This window comes from Sphingomonas sp. Leaf38 (assembly GCF_001421825.1).
Lineage (GTDB): Bacteria > Pseudomonadota > Alphaproteobacteria > Sphingomonadales > Sphingomonadaceae > Sphingomonas.
In genome coordinates this window covers 125,240-142,426 of sequence record NZ_LMLD01000012.1, presented here as the reverse complement: position 1 = coordinate 142,426, position 17,187 = coordinate 125,240, and the positions used below count along the sequence as shown (strand labels likewise).

At 67.5% G+C, this 17,187-nt stretch carries 17 protein-coding genes; 14 read left to right on the top strand and 3 right to left on the bottom strand.

Annotated features, from left to right (window positions below):
- Positions 1-6: 6 nt before the first annotated feature.
- The 9 genes from infC (at position 7) to ASE88_RS16180 (ending at position 8,830) form a co-directional block, all read left to right on the top strand.
- Positions 7-537, top strand: coding sequence for a translation initiation factor IF-3 (infC, locus tag ASE88_RS16220; protein WP_031396176.1), 531 nt, complete (start codon positions 7-9; stop codon positions 535-537).
- A 197-nt stretch (positions 538-734) separates the two neighbouring features.
- Positions 735-2,660 (top strand): excinuclease ABC subunit UvrC, encoded by a 1,926-nt coding sequence (uvrC, locus tag ASE88_RS16215; protein WP_056479898.1) that lies wholly within the window; start codon positions 735-737, stop codon positions 2,658-2,660.
- Between the two features lie 83 nt (positions 2,661-2,743).
- Positions 2,744-3,475: a DNA repair protein RecO gene (recO, locus tag ASE88_RS16210; protein ID WP_056479896.1), complete on the top strand. Its 732-nt coding sequence runs from the start codon at positions 2,744-2,746 to the stop codon at positions 3,473-3,475.
- A 40-nt stretch (positions 3,476-3,515) separates the two neighbouring features.
- A complete protein-coding gene (gene leuB, locus ASE88_RS16205) occupies positions 3,516-4,562 on the top strand; it encodes a 3-isopropylmalate dehydrogenase (protein WP_056479893.1) in 1,047 nt (348 codons plus the stop codon).
- The gene (locus tag ASE88_RS16200; protein WP_055881077.1) at positions 4,559-5,659 is read left to right on the top strand and encodes a glycosyltransferase family 2 protein; all 1,101 of its coding nucleotides are present in this window, start codon (positions 4,559-4,561) and stop codon (positions 5,657-5,659) included. The genes leuB and ASE88_RS16200 overlap by 4 nt, the downstream gene beginning before the upstream one ends.
- A 208-nt stretch (positions 5,660-5,867) precedes the next feature.
- Positions 5,868-7,073: a trans-sulfuration enzyme family protein gene (locus ASE88_RS16195; protein WP_055881074.1), complete on the top strand. Its 1,206-nt coding sequence runs from the start codon at positions 5,868-5,870 to the stop codon at positions 7,071-7,073.
- A complete protein-coding gene (gene apaG, locus ASE88_RS16190; RefSeq protein ID WP_055881070.1) occupies positions 7,070-7,468 on the top strand; it encodes a Co2+/Mg2+ efflux protein ApaG in 399 nt (132 codons plus the stop codon). Before ASE88_RS16195 ends, apaG begins: the two co-directional genes overlap by 4 nt.
- A gap of 10 nt (positions 7,469-7,478) precedes the next feature.
- Positions 7,479-8,261, top strand: a complete 783-nt coding sequence (locus ASE88_RS16185) for a LysR family transcriptional regulator (RefSeq protein ID WP_055881064.1) — start codon at positions 7,479-7,481, stop codon at positions 8,259-8,261.
- 41 nt (positions 8,262-8,302) lie between these two features.
- A complete protein-coding gene (locus ASE88_RS16180; protein WP_235525899.1) occupies positions 8,303-8,830 on the top strand; it encodes a GNAT family N-acetyltransferase in 528 nt (175 codons plus the stop codon).
- Positions 8,831-9,066: 236 nt separating this feature from the next.
- On the opposite strand, the gene ASE88_RS16175 is transcribed toward ASE88_RS16180, so the two are convergent.
- Positions 9,067-10,338, bottom strand: a complete 1,272-nt coding sequence (locus ASE88_RS16175) for a serine hydrolase (protein ID WP_056479890.1) — start codon at positions 10,336-10,338, stop codon at positions 9,067-9,069.
- On the bottom strand, positions 10,338-11,192 hold the full coding sequence (locus ASE88_RS16170) for an ABC transporter permease (RefSeq protein ID WP_055881054.1): 855 nt from the start codon (positions 11,190-11,192) through the stop codon (positions 10,338-10,340). Before ASE88_RS16170 ends, ASE88_RS16175 begins: the two co-directional genes overlap by 1 nt.
- A gap of 78 nt (positions 11,193-11,270) precedes the next feature.
- On the opposite strand from ASE88_RS16170, the gene ASE88_RS16165 reads away from it, so the two are divergent.
- Positions 11,271-12,056, top strand: a complete 786-nt coding sequence (locus tag ASE88_RS16165; RefSeq protein ID WP_056479886.1) for a GcrA family cell cycle regulator — start codon at positions 11,271-11,273, stop codon at positions 12,054-12,056.
- Positions 12,057-12,300: 244 nt separating this feature from the next.
- On the opposite strand, the gene ASE88_RS16160 is transcribed toward ASE88_RS16165, so the two are convergent.
- Complete coding sequence (locus tag ASE88_RS16160) at positions 12,301-13,149, bottom strand: outer membrane protein (protein ID WP_235527981.1); 849 nt, start codon at positions 13,147-13,149, stop codon at positions 12,301-12,303.
- A 158-nt stretch (positions 13,150-13,307) separates the two neighbouring features.
- Between ASE88_RS16160 and parE the strand changes: the two genes are divergently transcribed.
- The 4 genes from parE to ASE88_RS16140 all read left to right on the top strand — a co-directional run bounded on the left by parE (position 13,308) and on the right by ASE88_RS16140 (position 17,164).
- A complete protein-coding gene (parE, locus tag ASE88_RS16155) occupies positions 13,308-15,317 on the top strand; it encodes a DNA topoisomerase IV subunit B (protein WP_055881043.1) in 2,010 nt (669 codons plus the stop codon).
- 39 nt (positions 15,318-15,356) lie between these two features.
- The gene (locus tag ASE88_RS16150) at positions 15,357-15,614 is read left to right on the top strand and encodes a BrnT family toxin (RefSeq protein WP_056479880.1); all 258 of its coding nucleotides are present in this window, start codon (positions 15,357-15,359) and stop codon (positions 15,612-15,614) included.
- Positions 15,607-15,867, top strand: a complete 261-nt coding sequence (locus ASE88_RS16145) for a BrnA antitoxin family protein (protein WP_056479877.1) — start codon at positions 15,607-15,609, stop codon at positions 15,865-15,867. Before ASE88_RS16150 ends, ASE88_RS16145 begins: the two co-directional genes overlap by 8 nt.
- Positions 15,868-15,973: 106 nt before the next feature.
- The gene (locus tag ASE88_RS16140; RefSeq protein ID WP_056479874.1) at positions 15,974-17,164 is read left to right on the top strand and encodes an aspartate aminotransferase family protein; all 1,191 of its coding nucleotides are present in this window, start codon (positions 15,974-15,976) and stop codon (positions 17,162-17,164) included.
- The last annotated feature ends 23 nt before the right edge of the window (positions 17,165-17,187 follow it).

Sequence of the window (17,187 nt, the reverse complement as noted above, 5' to 3'; positions counted from 1 at the left end):
CCCACGATGCGCCGGCCGATGCAGACGCCCGCAATGAACGGCCCGCGATTCAACGAATTCATCCAGAGCCAGAAGGTCCGCGTGATCGATCACGAGGGCGAGAATCTGGGCGTGATGTACACGCGCGAAGCGATCGAGCAGGCAGCCGAGCATGGCCTCGACCTGGTCGAGGTGTCGCCTAACGCCGATCCGCCCGTCGCCAAGTTCCTCGATGTCGGCAAGTTCAAGTACGAGGCGCAGAAGAAGGCGAACCTCGCACGCAAGTCGCAGAAGACGCAGGAGATCAAGGAGATCAAGATGCGTCCGAACATCGACGACCATGATTACGACACGAAGATGAAGAAGGTGAACGACTTCATCGGCGAGGGCGACAAGGTCAAGATCACGCTGCGCTTCCGCGGCCGTGAGCTCAGCCATGGCCAGCTCGGCATGAACCTGTTGAAGCGCGTGCAAGACGACGTCGCAGAGATCGCCAAGATCGAGGCATATCCGCGCATGGAAGGCCGTCAGATGCTGATGGTACTCGCGCCGAAATAACCCCGGCGGCGCTGGTATCAGCGCATGCAGGTCTGGAAGGCCGGTTCGACAGGGGTCGGGCCGGCCTTTGTCATGTCCGCGGCGGTCGCGGTCGGGGTCGGGTCTGCAACGGTCGGACTGCACGGTTTAAGCGCGCGGGATCTAAGATTTTTTCCAACGGTGGCGGAAGCGGGGGGTAGCGCCTAGATTCCCCTGCAATGTCCTCTCCCAATTCTCCCGATCGATTCAACGAAGACAAATCCACGTTCGCGGTGCGCGGCGGTGGTGAAGCACCCGACCTTGCGGCGGGCGTCGCGGCAATCCGCAACGTGCTCGACACGCTGCCGATCCGCCCCGGCGTCTATCGCATGCAGGATGCGCGCGGCGACGTGCTCTACGTCGGCAAGGCGCGCGCGTTGCGGAATCGAGTCGCCAACTATGTCCAGGTCGAGCGGCTGACCAAGCGCCTCCAGCGGATGGTGTCGCAGACGCGGTCGATGACGATCGTCACGACCAACAACGAGGCCGAGGCGCTGCTGCTCGAATCGCAGCTCATCAAGCGCTATCGGCCCGCCTACAACGTGCTGTTGCGCGACGATAAGAGCTTCCCGTTCATCCTGCTGCGCGACGATCACGATTTCCCGCGCGTCCAGAAGCATCGCGGCGCCAGGCGCGCGAAGGGCAATTACTACGGCCCGTTCGCCAGCGCAGGGTCGGTCAACAACACGCTCAACGCGCTCCAGAAGCTGTTCCTGCTGCGATCGTGCACCGACAGCTTCTTCAAGACGCGCGACCGGCCGTGCCTGCTCTACCAGATCAAGCGCTGCTCCGCGCCGTGCGTCGGCCGGATCGACGAGGCCGCGTACAAGGAGCTGGTCGAGGACGCGAAGAGCTTCCTCGCGGGCAAGTCGACCGGCGTGCAGGCCAAGCTCGGCGCGCAGATGCAGGCCGCCGCCGAGAATATGGACTTCGAGCTCGCCGCGCTGCTGCGCGACCGGTTGAAGGCGCTGACGTTCATCCAGGGCACGCAGGCGATCAACGCGGAAGGGGTGGGCGACGCGGATATCTTCGCGATGGCGTGCAAGGACGGGCTGATCGGCATCCAGGCGTTCTTCATCCGCGGTGGCCAGAATTGGGGGCATCGCAGCTTCTTCCCGCAGCACACCAACGACGTGCCCGAGGACGAGGTTCTCACCAGCTTCCTCGGCCAGTTCTACGAGGACGTGCCGCCCGCGAGGCAGATCCTGCTCGACCGCGAACTCCCTGAAGCAGCGCTGCTCGTCGAGGCGCTGGGCGAGCGCGCGGGCTACAAGGTCGCGCTCCAGGTCCCGCAGCGCGGCGATCGCCGTCGCCTGATGGATCAGGCCAAGCGTAACGCGATCGAGGCGATCGAGCGTCGCCAGGCCGAATCGACCACGCAGGCCAAGCTCCTGCGCGAGGTCGCCGACCTGTTCGATCTCGCCGAGCCGCCGCAGCGGATCGAGATCTACGACAACAGCCATATCCAGGGCACCGCCGCGACCGGCGCGATGGTCGTCGCGGGGCCCGAGGGCTTCCGCAAGGGCCAGTATCGAAAGTTCAACATCAAGGACAAGGACACTATCCCGGGCGACGATTTCGGGATGATGCGCGAGGTCTTTACCCGCCGCTTCGCGCGCGCGCAGGCCGAGGATCCCGATCGCGATTCGGGCGAATGGCCGGACCTGGTGCTGATCGACGGCGGCAAGGGGCAGCTGAACACGGTCAAGGCCGCGCTCGAAGAGATCGGCGTCGAGGACGTGTGCCTCGTCGGGATCGCCAAGGGGCCGCAGCATGGCCGCGACGGGCGCGAGGTGTTCCACATGCTCGACGGCCGCGAATTCCAGCTGCCGGTCAACGCGCCGGTGCTGTTCTACCTCCAGCGGCTGCGCGACGAGGTCCACCGGTTCGCAATCGGCGTCCACCGCGACAAGCGCAGCAAGGCGATCGGCGCGAGCCCGCTCGACGAGGTCCCCGGCATCGGCCCTGCGCGGAAAAAGGCGTTGCTGATGCATTTCGGCACCGGCCGCGCGGTGCGCAATGCGAGCCTGCAGGATCTGCAACAGGCGCCGGGAGTCTCGGCGGGCGTCGCGCAACAGGTGTATGACTTCTATCATTCGCGGTAGCGTCTGGACCGTCCAGCGCACGGCCCTGTGATGCGTCGTCTGCGGGGGATGCCCTCGCCGCGACGGGAAGGGTAAGGACGATCATGCACCTCCGCGCAGCCGCCATCGTCGTCGCCGTCCGTCAGCATGGCGAGCATGGCGCGATCGTGCGGGCGCTGACTAGGAACGACGGCGTCCAGCCCGGCTATGTCCGCGGCGGGCGGTCGCGCGCGATGCGGCCGGTGTTGCTGCAGGCGAACGTCATCCAGGGCGAATGGCGTGCGCGCACCGGCGAACAGCTCGCCTCGCTCACCGCCGAGCTGATCCACAGTCGCGCGCAGATGCACGGCGAGCCGCTCGCCGCAGGGGCGCTCGAATGGGCGACCGCGCTGACCGCGGCGGCGCTGCCCGAAGCACAGCCCTATCCGCAGATCCACGACGCGCTGGACGGTGTGCTCGGCGCGATCGAGGCGGCGCCATCCGCGCGCGGCTGGGCGGCGGCGCTGGTGCGGTACGAATTGCTGATGCTCGCGGAACTCGGCTTTGGGCTCGATCTCGACCGCTGCGTCGCGAGCGGCACCGCGGACGATCTCGGTTTCGTCAGCCCCAAGAGCGGCGCTGCGGTCTCGCGCGGGGCTGCGTTCGGCTATGAGGCCAAGCTGCTCAGATTGCCCAGCTTCCTCATGGTCGGCGGCGAGGCGGACTGGCCCGACATCTTCGATGGGCTGCGATTGACCGGCCATTTCCTCGCGCGCGACATCCTCGTCGACCGGCGCGCCGACCCGTTGGCGGCACGCGATCGGCTGGTCGATCGGCTCAAAAGGGCGGTTGCGTGAGTGCGCACCGCCCGGCAAGGGCCGCGCAGGAGGAACGCACATGCCCTTGATCGCGATACTGGCCGGCGACGGCATCGGACCCGAAGTCACCGCGGAAGCGCGCCGGGTGCTCGATACGCTCGGCCTCGACCTGACCTATGAAGAGGGTCTCGTTGGCGGCGCCGCGTACAAGGCCGCGGGTCATCCGCTGCCGCCCGAGACGCTCGACCTAGCGCGGCGTGCCGACGCCATCCTGTTCGGCGCGGTCGGCGATCCCGACTGCGATGCGCTCGAACGCCACTTCCGCCCCGAGCAAGCGATCCTCGGCCTGCGCAAGGACCTTGGGCTGTTCGCGAACCTGCGCCCCGCCAAGCTGTTCGCCGGGCTCGAGGACGCCTCCGCGTTGCGACCCGAGATCGCCCGGTCGATCGACATGGTCATCGTCCGCGAACTGACCGGCGACGTGTATTTCGGCGCCAAGGGTATCCGGACCACCGCCGACGGCCTGCGCGAAGGCCATGACGAGATGCGCTATGACGAGGCCGAGATCGCGCGCATCGCGCGCGTCGGCTTCGAGACCGCACGCACGCGCAAGGGCAAGCTGTTGTCGGTCGACAAGGCCAATGTGCTTGAGACCTCGCAGCTGTGGCGCGATGTCGTGATCGAGGTCTCGGCCGACTATCCCGATGTCGAACTCAGCCACATGTACGTCGACAACGCGGCAATGCAGATGGTCCGCAATCCCGGCCAGTTCGACGTGATCGTCACCGGCAACCTGTTCGGCGACATCCTGTCGGACGAGGCGTCGATGTGTGCGGGTTCGATCGGGATGCTGCCGTCGGCTGCGCTCAACGACTCGAACAAGGGCATGTACGAACCGATCCACGGTAGCGCGCCCGACATCGCCGGGCAGGGCAAGGCCAATCCGTGCGCCGCGATCCTGTCCGCGGCGATGATGCTGCGCCATTCGCTCGACCTGCCCGACGCCGCCGACCGGATCGAGGCTGCGGTCGCGGCGGCGGTTCTCGGCGGTGCGCGCACACCCGACCTCGGTGGCACGCTGACGACGTCCGCGATGGGCGATGCGGTGCTGGCCAAGCTCGGTTGACGCCCGACCTGCTCGAACTCGCGGTCGTCATCCCAACGTTCAATGAAAAGGCCAATGTCCCGACGCTGATCGCCAAGCTCGACCAGGCGCTGGCCGGGCGCAACTGGGAGGCGATCTTCGTCGACGACGACAGTCCCGACGGCACCGCCGACGCCGCGCGCGCGATCGCCCGGCTCGACACGCGCGTCCGCGTGATCCAGCGGATCGGCCGGCGCGGGCTGTCCTCGGCGTGTATCGAGGGGATGTGCGCGACCGCGGCGCCGGTCGTCGCGGTGATCGACGGCGATCTGCAGCATGACGAGACGCTGCTGCCGGCGATGCTCGACCGGCTCAAGGATGGCGAGACCGACGTGGTGATCGGCTCGCGCTTCGTCAGTGGCGGCGGCACCGGCGAGTGGGACAGCGACCGGGTCGCCAAGTCGGCGCTCGCCACCCGCATGTCGCGCCGCGTGCTGAAATGCGATCTCAACGATCCGATGAGCGGGTTCTTCATGATCCGCACCGATATCGTCCGCCGCCTCGCCCCCGCGCTGTCGGCGATCGGCTTCAAGATCCTGCTCGACCTGCTCACCGCGTCGCCGACGCCGCTCCGCTTCGTGGAGGTCCCCTACACCTTCCGCTGCCGCACCGAGGGCGAGAGCAAGCTCGATCACGTCGTCGCGATGGAATATCTGATCGCGATCTACGACCGGATGTTCGGGCGCGTCGTGCCCGTGCGGTTCGCGATGTTCTCCGCGATCGGGGTGCTCGGCGTCGGCGTGCATATGGGCGTGCTCACTGCCTCCTATCTCGGGCTCGGCATCCCGTTCCTGCCCGCGGAGATCCTCGCGACGTTCGCCGCGCTGACGCTCAATTTCTTCCTCAACAACGCGCTCACCTATCGCGACCGCCGCCTGAAGGGGTGGCGGCAGATGCTCGACGGCTGGGTGTCGTTCGCGCTGATCTGCGCGGTGGGGGCCGTCGCCAACGTCGGCGTCGCGGCGTTCCTCCACGATTTCCGCAACGGCGCGTGGGCGGCGTCGGCGCTGGTCGGCGTGCTGGTCGGCGCGGTGTGGAACTACGCGCTGTCGTCCAAATTCACCTGGGGGCGGTACTAGCGACGTCGCAATCCTCCCCCGCCAGGGGGAGGTGGCACCGAAGGTGACGGAGGGGGAGGACACGGAACCTAGGTAATCGCTTACCGCCCCCTCCGTCTTGCGAAGTGCCAGCCACCTCCCCCTGGCGGGGGAGGATTGAGACACCCGGACCGCCTTCACACACCCGCAAGGCTTGTCATCGCGGCTCCCCAACGGCAAAGCGGCGGGCATGAAGCGCAAGACCGGCCAGGATCGTTCGATCACCCAGAATTGGCGTCCCGCGACGCGCGCCATCCGCGGCGGCACCGCCCGCAGCGAATATGGCGAGACGTCGGAGGCGTTGTTCCTCACCTCGGGCTATTGCTACGACAAGGCGGGCGACGCCGCGGCGCGCTTTGCCGGCGAGCAGGAGGGGATGACCTATTCCCGCCTCCAGAACCCGACCGTGCAGATGCTCGAGGAGCGGATCGCGTTGCTGGAAGGCGCCGAGGCATGCCGGACGATGGCGACGGGTATGGCGGCGATGACCGCGGCGTTGCTCTGCCAGCTCCAGACCGGCGACCACCTCGTCGGCGGCCGCGCGGCGTTCGGGTCGTGCCGCTGGCTGACCGACACGCTGCTGCCCAAGTTCGGGATCGCCACGACGATCGTCGATGCGCGCGATCCGCAGGCGTTCCTCGACGCGGTCCGCCCCGAGACCAAGGTGTTCTTCTTCGAGACACCCGCGAACCCGACGATGGACATCGCCGATCTGAAGGCGATCTGCGACATCGCGCGCGAACGCGGCATCACCACCGTGGTCGACAATGCGTTCGCGACGCCGGCGCTCCAGCGGCCGATGGAGTTCGGCGCCGACGTCACCGCCTATAGCGCGACCAAGATGATGGACGGGCAGGGCCGCGTGCTCGCCGGCGCGGTCTGCGGGACCGAGGATTTCATTACCAACACGCTGCTGCCCTTCACGCGCAACACCGGCCCGACGCTGTCGCCGTTCAACGCATGGGTGGTGCTCAAGGGGCTCGAGACGCTCGACCTGCGCATCCACCGCCAGTCCGAGAACGCGATGAAGGTCGGGCAATTCCTCGAAGGCCGGGTGCCGCGCGTGCTGCACCCCTTCCTGCCGAGCCACCCGCAGCACGAGCTCGCGATGCGCCAGATGGATGCGTGCGGCCCGATCTTCGCGTTCGAGGTCGAGGGGCGCGAGCAGGCGCACGCATTGCTCGACGGGCTCGAACTGGTCGATATCTCGAACAACATCGGCGATTCGCGCTCGCTGATGACGCATCCGGCCTCGACCACGCATGCGAGCGTCTCGCCCGACAAGCAGGCCGAGATGGGCGTGACCGAAGGGCTGCTGCGAATCAACGTCGGGCTCGAGGACGCGCAGGACGTGATCGACGATCTTGACCAGGCCCTGAGCAAGGCAGGCTTGTGAAGGCGCTGTTCCCCAACGCGGCGACGACCGATGGGGTGACGGTCCGCGTGTCGGTCAGCTATCTGCCCGAACAGTCCGAGCCCGATCGCGGTCGCTGGTTCTGGGCGTATCATATCCGGCTCGAGAACGGGGGCGACGAGAGCGTCCAGCTGCTCACCCGCCACTGGGTTATCACCGACGGCCGTGGCGCACGTCACTCGGTCGAGGGCGAGGGCGTGGTCGGCGAGCAGCCGGTGATCGAGCCGGGGGCGAGCTTCGATTACGTCTCGGGCTGCCCGCTCGCGACGCCGTCGGGCGCGATGCAGGGCACGTACCGGATGGTCCGCGAGGACGGCGCGATCTTCGACGTCGAAATCCCCCGCTTCGCGCTCCTCGCACCCGCGGTGCTGCATTGAGAAGTCCGCGATGAAGCGCACGCATCTCCCGCTCAACGGCCTGCGCGTGCTCGATGCGGCCGCGCGGCATTTGTCGTTCACGCGCGCCGCGGACGAGCTGGCGGTGACGCCGGCCGCGGTCGGCCAGCAGATCCGCGCGCTCGAGGATACGCTCGGCGTCGTCCTGTTCCGCCGCACCACGCGCGGGCTTGAACTCACCCCCGAGGCGGAGGCGGGGCTGGGCGCGCTGCGCGGCGGCTTCCTCCAGTTCGAGGAAGCCGTGCGCGCGATGCAGGCTGGCCAGTCGTCCAAGTCACTGACGATCGCCGCGCCGCGCGACCTGACCGAAAAATGGCTGATGCCGCGGCTCGCGCAGATCGCCGAGGCCGATCCCGAACTCCGCTTCGTGCTGATCACCGCGGACGAGAATGTCGACTTCACCGAAGCCAATCTCGATCTCGCGATCCGCTGGGGCGATGGCCCGGGCGAGCATGAGGGCGAGGCGCTCGAGTCCGAAGGCATGGTGACGATCGCCGCGCCCGGCATGGACGGCGACTCGGCGATCGCATGGTCTGGTGAGGAGGGCGTGGCACTGGTCCGCGTTACCGACGCCGGGCTCGCGATCGATGCGGCGGCGGCGGGGCTGGGGCGTGCGACCGTCCCCGAACTGCTGGCGCGGCGCGATCTGGCGCAGGCCCGCGTGCGGCTGATCGGCGAGTCGCAGCCGTCCAAGGGCGGCTATTGGCTGGTCGCCCCGTTGCCGCAATGGCGCCAGAAGAAGGTCCGCGCGCTCGTCGACGCGCTCACCGCGTGAGGCAGCCCGGGCGCAGACCGCGGCGTGCCGGCGTTTCGCCGGTGCTGAAGACCCGCCGGCTCCGGTTGCGCCCGCTCGTCGAGGGGGATGCGACGGCGTTGCATCCGATGCTCGCCGATGCGGACTTGATGGCCTATTCCGCCGACGGCCCGCTCGACAGCGTCGACGATGTCCGCAGCTATCTCGCCGAGGAGGCCGCGCCGGGCAACCAGCGCACCTGGGCGATCACACGCACCGGCGACGACCGCGCGATCGGCTGGGTCTCGGGCAGCGAGGCCGACGGGGCCGGGGTAACCGAGATCGGTTTCATCCTCGCGCGTGAGGCGTGGGGACGGGGGATTGCGCGCGAGGCGGTGTCGGCGGTGATCGACCGGCTGTTCGCCGAGGGGCGCAAACGCGTGTTCGCCGACGCCGATACCGAGAATACCGCGTCGATCCTGTTGCTCGAGCGCCTGGGATTTCGCCGCGAGCGACTGTTGCGCGACGAATGGGAAACGCATCTCGGCCTGCGCGACAGCCTGATCTACGGTCTGTGCGCGGACAGCTGGCAGGCCGCCGGGCGCGCCTAGGCCGTTTCTCCCACCCCGGCGGAGGCCGGGGCCCAACTCGAAAGGTCGGCGTAACGAAGCGCCGCCCTCAGTTAGCGACGGTCCCCAATTGGGCCCCGGCCTTCGCCGGGGGGGGCTCCAGCTCCACAGGCCCCACTGCCGTTCTCCCGCGAACGCGGGAGTCCAGGTTGCGGGCGATGGCGTTTGGTATCCTGGGCCCCCGCCTTCGCGGGGGAACCGTGGTGCGATGAAGCTATTTACCGCGCCGCCAGCAACGCCAGCGCCCGCCCCATCAGCCCCGCGAACCGGACCTCGCTCACCGCGTCATCTGCGCGGTGCCAGTTACCGGTCGCGGCGTACCAGCGTCCGTCCTTGGCCTGGACGAGGTAGTTCAACGTCTGCACCCCAGGCTCGCCGCCGCCCTTGAACCCGACATAGCCGAACCGCTTGGCGATCGCCGGATCCACCCCCGCGTTGATGGACATTATCGCCCGGGTCGTAGCATCCGCCCCGCGCAGGCGATCGAGCAGCCCCGCCATCGCCGCGGGGCTGGCAAACCATTCGACGCTGTCGATCGCCACCGGCTTGCCGGCGAACACGGTCGGGTCGAGCGTGGCCGTCGCGATCGTCGCCGCCGTCTCGGCCAGCAGCGACCGGCGCGCATCGACCGAGCCTGCGGCCCAGGCCCTGGTCAGCGCGGCATCGCCCTTCACCGCGAACATCTCGCGCGTCGTCATCACCGGCACGCTGCCGCCGGCCGATGCGGCCATCGCATCGACCTTTGCGCGTCCGAGAGTGGTCAGCAGCGTATCCGTCGCGGTGTTGTCGCTGATCGAGACCATCAGCGTCGCCAGCGTCTGCGTCGTCACCGGCGATCCCGCCGGCCAGGTCTGCAACACGCCCGAGGGGAGCGACGGCGCGCCGGCCGTCACGACGTCCGCCCAGTGCCGCTCGCCCGCCGCCACCTGTCGCGCCAGTTCCGCGAGCACCCACAGCTTGAACGCCGACCCGAGCGGCGCGGCGACATCGGCACGATAGTCGAGAATCGGCGCGGGTTTGCCCTCGCCGAGCGCATACAGCCCGAACCCGCTGGCCCCCGGCAGCGCGCGAAACTCCGCCTCGAGCTTGGCCATGCTGTCGTCGCGCGGCGCGGTGCCGGTAATCAGCAGCCCGGTCGCGGCATGCGGCGGGGCGGGATCGATCACCAGGCGGACGCTCGCCGTGCCGCGCGCATACCTGACGGTCAGGTCGGCCGACCATGCCGAGGTCGCTGTGAAGGCGTCGATCCTTTGTGGCGCGCCGATGGCCGCCTTCAACTGCGCGGCGATCGCCGACAGCTGCGCCGCCGGCACCTTGTCGCGGAAGCTCGCGGCGAAATAGGTTCTGTACGCCCCGCGACCGTCCAGTATCGCCACGAGTGCGTCCGCCCTGGCGCGCAACGCCGGGTCTGGCTGAACCCCCTGCGCGCCGACTCCGACGGGCAACAGCGCCATCAGGATCGCGAGCAGCCGGAGCGCCAGCCTGCGCATCAGTTCTTCAGCTTCCACCCGCTCTTGAGCAGTCGGTAGCAGAGCGTCGCGAGCACCACGTCGATCACCAGGATCACGATCCCGCCGATCATCACCGGCGAATCGGCGATCCCCAGGAACCCGTAGCGAAAGCCCGAGATGATGTAGAAAAACGGGTTGGCATGGCTGAACGCGCGGAAGGCGGGCGCGAGCTTGTCGACCGAATAGAAGGTGCCCGACAACAGCGAGAGCGGTGCGATCACGAAGTTGGTGACCGCGGCGGCATGATCGAACTTGTCCGCCCAGATCGACGTCAGCACGCCCAGCAATGCCAGGAATACCGCGCCGAGCAACCCGAACCAGATGATCGCGAGCGGTGCATGCGGCGTCACGTGCACGCCGGGATACAGCGCCATCGCCGCCCACACCACGACCCCGACGATGACCGCGCGCGTCACCGCGCCGCCGACCAGCGCGGCGAGCAACTCACCCGTCGACAGCGGCGGCTGGAGATAGTCGACGATCGTCCCCTGCATCTTGCCGACCAGCAGCGAGAAGCTCGCATTGGCGAATGCCGGCCCCATCATCCCTTGCGCGATGATCAGCCCGGGGGCGATGAAATCGGCGAACGCGACGATCTGGCCATCGACCGGAACCGGGCTTTTCGCGCCGGTCGCGATGGTGAACACGATCAGAAACAGCAGCGTCGTGATCGCCGGCGCCCACACCGTCTGAAGCTGCACCTTGAAGAACCGGCGCACCTCCTTGATATAGAGGGTGCGCAGTCCCTCCCAGTTCACGCTCTTGATGACGGGAACGCCGGGGGCGGAGTGCACCGCCGAATGGATTTCACCGATTGGGGGCTGGCTGCTCATAGGCATTGCGGGTAATCGCTGCCGCCGCCGCCCGCAACCGCTTAACACTGGCCGGCTGACGCTGACTAAGGAACGAATATGTCCTGGACCGACGAGCGCATCGAGACGCTCAAGACGATGTGGGAGGCGGGGCAGACCGCCAGCCAGATCGCCGAAGCCTTGGGTGGCGTCAGCCGCAATGCCGTGATCGGCAAGGCGCATCGCCTCGAGCTGCAGGCGCGCCCGTCGCCGGTGAAGCCGAACGACCCCGAAGCGAAGGCGGCGGCGGCTGCTGCAGGGGCAGGGGCTTCGGCCCCGGTTGCGGCGGACGCGGCCGAGCCGGTATTCGTCACGCCCGAGCCTGCGCCCGTCGCGCCGCCGGTGGCGGCACCGCCCAGCGCGGCGGCCAAGCCTGCTGCACCGGTCGCGCCCGAGCCGGTCGCTGAAGAGCCCGAGGACGCTGAGGACGAGAACGGCGACGAGGACGAGGACGAGAACGGGGACGAGGACGAGGTCGCTCCGGTGGCACCGGCCGCTCGCGCGCCACAGCCGATCCTGCGCTCGGTCGGCCCCGGCGGCTTCCTCCGCCAGGCCCCCGGCGAACAGCAGCCGCCGAGCACGCCCGCGCCGCCGCGCCGTCTGGTGCCCGCCAAGCCGTCCGCCGAGATGGCGAACAAGACGAGCCTGCTCGAGCTGAACGACCGGATCTGCAAATGGCCGCTCGGCCATCCTGGCGAGCCCGACTTTCATTTCTGCGGCAAGGCGGTGAACCCCGGCTTCCCCTATTGCGTCGACCATTGCGGCCATGCGTACCAGGCGCAGCTGCCGCGGCGCGATCGCCGTCCGACTCCGCCGCTCCCGTTTGGCGGTCCTCGGCCTCGATAAGCCTGCTTCGATGCGGGCGGCCGCAAACCTCATCCGTCATCCTGACTTGCGTCAGGATGACGGAGTGGGTGGTACATCGATCGTGACATAGAAGAGGCCGCTTCCTCAGCTGGGGAAGCGGCCTCTTCTGTATCAGCTAGACATGGGCAAAGCCCATGTCGTCGGACGCGGCGGGGGACGCGGCGGGCCGCGCCGGCCGGGTCTTGGGCGACCGCTGCCAGCGTGGCAGCGGCCGCCCTTCGCCTCAGAACCGGAACGCGGCCGTGGCGCGCAGGCTGTGCCAGCGGAAATAATCGAAGTTACGACGGAAATCGGTGCCCGACGCGTTGCCGCGCGTGAAGGGGCCGCCGGTCGGTCCACCCGAAGCGCGGACGCGGTAGTCGGTGTCTTCATACTGGTGGTACTGATATTCGAGGCCCACCGAGAAGTTCTTGCCCAGCTTCTGCTCGATACCGCCGCCGCCGACGATGCCCCATTCCTTGCTGCCACCGTTGGTGGTGAAGGTGTTGGCGGTGTTGCCCGTCGTGAAGCTGTTGTCGATGTTGGCATAGCCGACGCCGAACGTGCCGTAGAACAGCGTCGTGTTCGCCGCATAGCCGAGGCGACCGCGCGCCGAGGCTTCCCACTTCAGGTCGCGCGTCATGGTGTAGAAGGCGGGCGTGGTGCTGAACGCCGAAACGCTGTCGCTGACCTCGTTCTTGCCGAACTCGCCGACGACGCCGACGACGATGTTGCCGCGCTGGTAATCCGCGCCGACGCGCGCCGAATAGCCGATGCCATCCTTGTCGCTACGGCATCCGCGACCACCGTTGCCGGGTGCGATATTGCTGGTCGCGCGGCCGTTGCAGAAACCGGGCGAGAACGCGTTGGCGACGGTCGCAGTCGAGATGGTATCGCGGAAGACACCGTCCAGATTGCGATCGAACTCGATCGTCTCGCCAACATCGTTCGGCTGGACGTCATAGCCGAAGGATCCGCCGACATAGACGCCGCTGAACGGTGCATCGGCGGTGACCTCCTGCGCGGCGGCAGGCGTTGCGGCGAATCCCAATGCGGCGCTCCCGATCAAGGCCGATATCATTCTCTTGCTCATATTCACTCCCGGAAACCACATGACAGGTTTTTCATAAACGGCGATCGACGGAAAATTTATCCCTTCGCCACAATAATCTGCGTCAATGTGGCTTTCGGGTTACACGAGAACAAACGGAGCCTGTGGCTTTGTCCGACGCCTGCGGCTACGCTCGGCGCATGGCTGAAGATCTGTTCGCGTCTCCGGGCGCACCTGGCGTCGGCAAACCCGCCGCCACTACCTATGACGCCTCCTCGATCGAGGTCCTCGAGGGACTCGAACCCGTACGCCGCCGCCCCGGCATGTATGTCGGCGGCACCGACGAGCGCGCGCTGCATCACCTTGCCGCCGAAGTGCTCGACAATGCGATGGACGAGGCGGTGGCGGGGCATGCCACGCGGATCGAGGTGACGCTCGACGCCAATAATCGCCTGACGATCGTCGACAATGGCCGCGGCATCCCGGTCGATCCGCATCCGAAATTTCCCGACAAGTCGGCGCTCGAGGTGATCCTCTCGACGCTCCACTCAGGGGGCAAGTTCGCGGGCAAGGCGTACGCGACCTCGGGCGGCCTGCACGGCGTCGGCATCAGCGTCGTCAACGCGCTGTCGTCGGACACCGTCGTCGAGGTCGCGCGCGACAAACAGCTCTACCGACAGCGCTTCGCCAAGGGGCAGACGCTCGGCCCGATCGAGCATCTCGGGCCCACGCCGAACCGTCGCGGCACCAGCGTCGCGTTCACCCCCGATACCGAGATCTTCGGCACCGAACTGAACTTCAAGCCGCAGCGCCTCTACAAGCTCGTCCGCTCGAAGGCGTACCTGTTCGCAGGCGTCGAGATCCGCTGGCACTGCGCGCCTGACCTGATCGGCGACGACACGCCTGCGCAGGCGGTGTTCCAGTTCCCCGGCGGCCTTGCCGATCACCTGCGCGACCAGATCGCCGGCCGCGAATGCGCGACCTCCGATTTCTTCTCGGGCTCGCAGGACTTCCCGAGCGCGAACGGCGAGACGCAAGGGCGCGTCGAATGGGCCGTTGCGTGGCCGCTGTGGAGCGACGGCTCGTACAGCTGGTATTGCAACACCATCCCGACCCCCGACGGCGGCACGCACGAGCAGGGCCTGCGCCAGGCGCTCGTCCGCGGCCTGCGCGCGTTCGGCGATCTCGTCGGCAACAAGAAGACCAAGGATATCAGCGCGGACGACGTGATGGTCGGCAGCGAACTGATGCTCTCGGTCTTCATCCGCGAACCGCAGTTCCAGAGCCAGACCAAGGATCGCCTCACCAGCCCCGAGGCCGCGGGCCTCGTCGAGAAGGCGGTGCGCGATCATTTCGACCATTTCCTCAGCCACAACATGGATCGCGGCAAGGCGCTGCTGAACTATGTGCTCGAGCGGATGGACGAACGCCTGCGTCGCAAGCAGGAGCGCGACGTCAAGCGCAAGACCGCGACCTCCGCGCGGAAACTGCGCCTGCCGGGCAAGCTGACCGACTGCTCGGCGAACTCGCCCGAAGGCACCGAGTTGTTCATCGTCGAGGGCGATTCGGCCGGTGGTTCGGCCAAGCAGGCGCGCGACCGGAAGACGCAGGCGATCCTCCCCATCCGCGGCAAGATCCTCAACGTCGCCTCGGCGACCAGCGCGAAGATCTTCGCCAACCAGGAAATCGCCGACCTGACGCTGGCGCTTGGCTGCGGCACGCGCAAGGACTGCACGCCCGACACGCTGCGCTACGAACGCATCGTCATCATGACCGACGCAGACGTCGACGGCGCGCACATCGCGACGCTGCTGATGACGTTCTTCTTCCAGGAGATGCCCGAACTCGTCCGCCGCGGGCATCTCTACCTCGCGCAGCCGCCGCTCTACCGCCTGACCGTCGGCACCAAGAGCGTCTATGCGAGAGACGACGCGCACCGGGCCGAGCTCGAACGCACTGTGTTCAAGGGCAAGAAGGTCGATGTCGGCCGCTTCAAGGGCCTTGGCGAGATGAACCCCGGCCAGCTCCGCGAAACCACCATGGACCCCGCCACCCGCGGCATGCTCCGTATCACGCTCCCGCAGGAATATGAGGAGCGGGCCGGGGTGAAGGATCTGGTCGACCGGCTCATGGGCAACAACCCCGCGCACCGCTTCGCCTTTATCCAGGAGAATGCAGGGCGGATGGACGAGGAAGCGATCGACGCGTGAGACGCTAATCGTATTGACAATCTGGCGGGGTGGGCTTAGGTGGAGTTTACGTTCGACCCTGCAAAAGACGCGGCCAACATCGCCAAGCATGGCGTGTCGCTCGAAGCGTTTGCGGGGTTCGACGATGATCCGGTCGTCAGGATCGACGGTCGATACGAATATGGGGAAGTCCACTACCGTGCCTACGGCCGGATCGCCGGCCGCGGCTTCTGCGTCGTCTTCATGCAGAGAGAGGCGACGATCCGCCTCATCAGTTTTCGACGAGCGCATGAAAAGGAGATGCGGCGTTATGAATAAGATGCCGCCACCGCCAGACTATGACGAGAATCCGGAGTGGACCGAGGAGGATTTCGCTAAGGCCCGCCCCGCATCCGAAGTCCTGCCCCCCGACGTCGCCGCGCTGCTGGTCCGCCGCCGCGGGCCGCAGGCCGCGCCGACCAAGAAGACGGTGACCCTCCGCCTCGATCCCGACGTGCTCGACAAGTTCAAGGCCACCGGCCCGGGGTGGCAGTCGCGGATGAACGAGGCGCTGCGACAGGCCAAGGTCTGAGCCGCGCCACGTTCGGCCAAGGTTGACGCACCTCCCTCACCGCCCGTATTAGGCATTCCGGGCGGTCCATCGGGGCCGCCCTTCTCGTTTCGAAGAGGAAGCGCCTGTGACCATCACCCCGCTCATGCCCGTCTACCCGCGGTGTGGCGTGCGTCCGGTCCGAGGCGAGGGCGCGTACCTCTTCGGTGAGGACGGCCAGCAATACCTCGATTTCGCCAGCGGCATCGCGGTCAACGCGCTCGGCCATGGCCACCCGCATCTGACCAAGGCGATCGCCGACCAGGCCGCCACGCTGATGCACGTGTCGAACCTGTACGGCAGCCCGCAGGGCGAGCATCTCGCGCAGCGGCTTGTCGACAACACGTTTGCCGACACGGTGTTCTTCACCAATTCGGGTGCGGAAGCGGTCGAGTGCGCGATCAAGACCGCGCGGCGCTATCATTTCGCCAACGGCAATCCTGAGCGGCACACGCTGATCACGTTCGACACCGCGTTTCACGGCCGCACGCTGGGCGCGATCTCGGCGACCAACCAGGCCAAGATGCGCGACGGGTTCGAACCGCTGCTGCCCGGATTCGCCTATGCCAAGTTCAACGATCTCGAAGGCGCGCTCGCGCTGATCGACGACAATACCGCAGGCTTCCTGGTCGAGCCGATCCAGGGCGAGGGCGGTATCCGCCAGGCGAGCCCCGAATTTCTCCAGGGCCTACGTAAGGCGTGCGACGAGCACGGCCTGCTGCTCGTCCTCGACGAGGTCCAGTGCGGCTATGGCCGGACGGGCAAGTTCTTCGCGCACGAGCTGTACGGCATCACCCCCGACATCATGTCGGTCGCCAAGGGCATCGGCGGCGGCTTCCCGCTCGGCGCGTGCCTCGCGACCGAAGAGGCGGCCAAGGGCATGGTCGCGGGGACGCACGGCTCGACCTATGGCGGCAACCCGCTCGCGATGGCGGCGGGCGAGGCGATCCTCGACGTGATCCTCGAGGACGGGTTCCTTGCGCACGTTACCGCGATGGGCGACCGGTTGCGGCAGGGGCTCGAGCAGATGATCCCCAACCACGATCACCTGTTCGACAGCGTCCGCGGGACCGGGCTGATGCTCGGGCTGAAGCTCAAGAGCGACAGCCGCGCGTTCGTCGCGTTCGCACGCGATCATCACAATCTGCTGCTGGTATCGGCGGGCGAGAACGTCATCCGCATCCTGCCGCCGCTGGTGATCGACGAGAGCCATATCGCCGAATGCCTCGACAAGCTGTCGACCGCTGCGCGCGTCTACGTGCCCGCCGCCGACGATTGAAACCGATCCTCCCCGCATGCGGG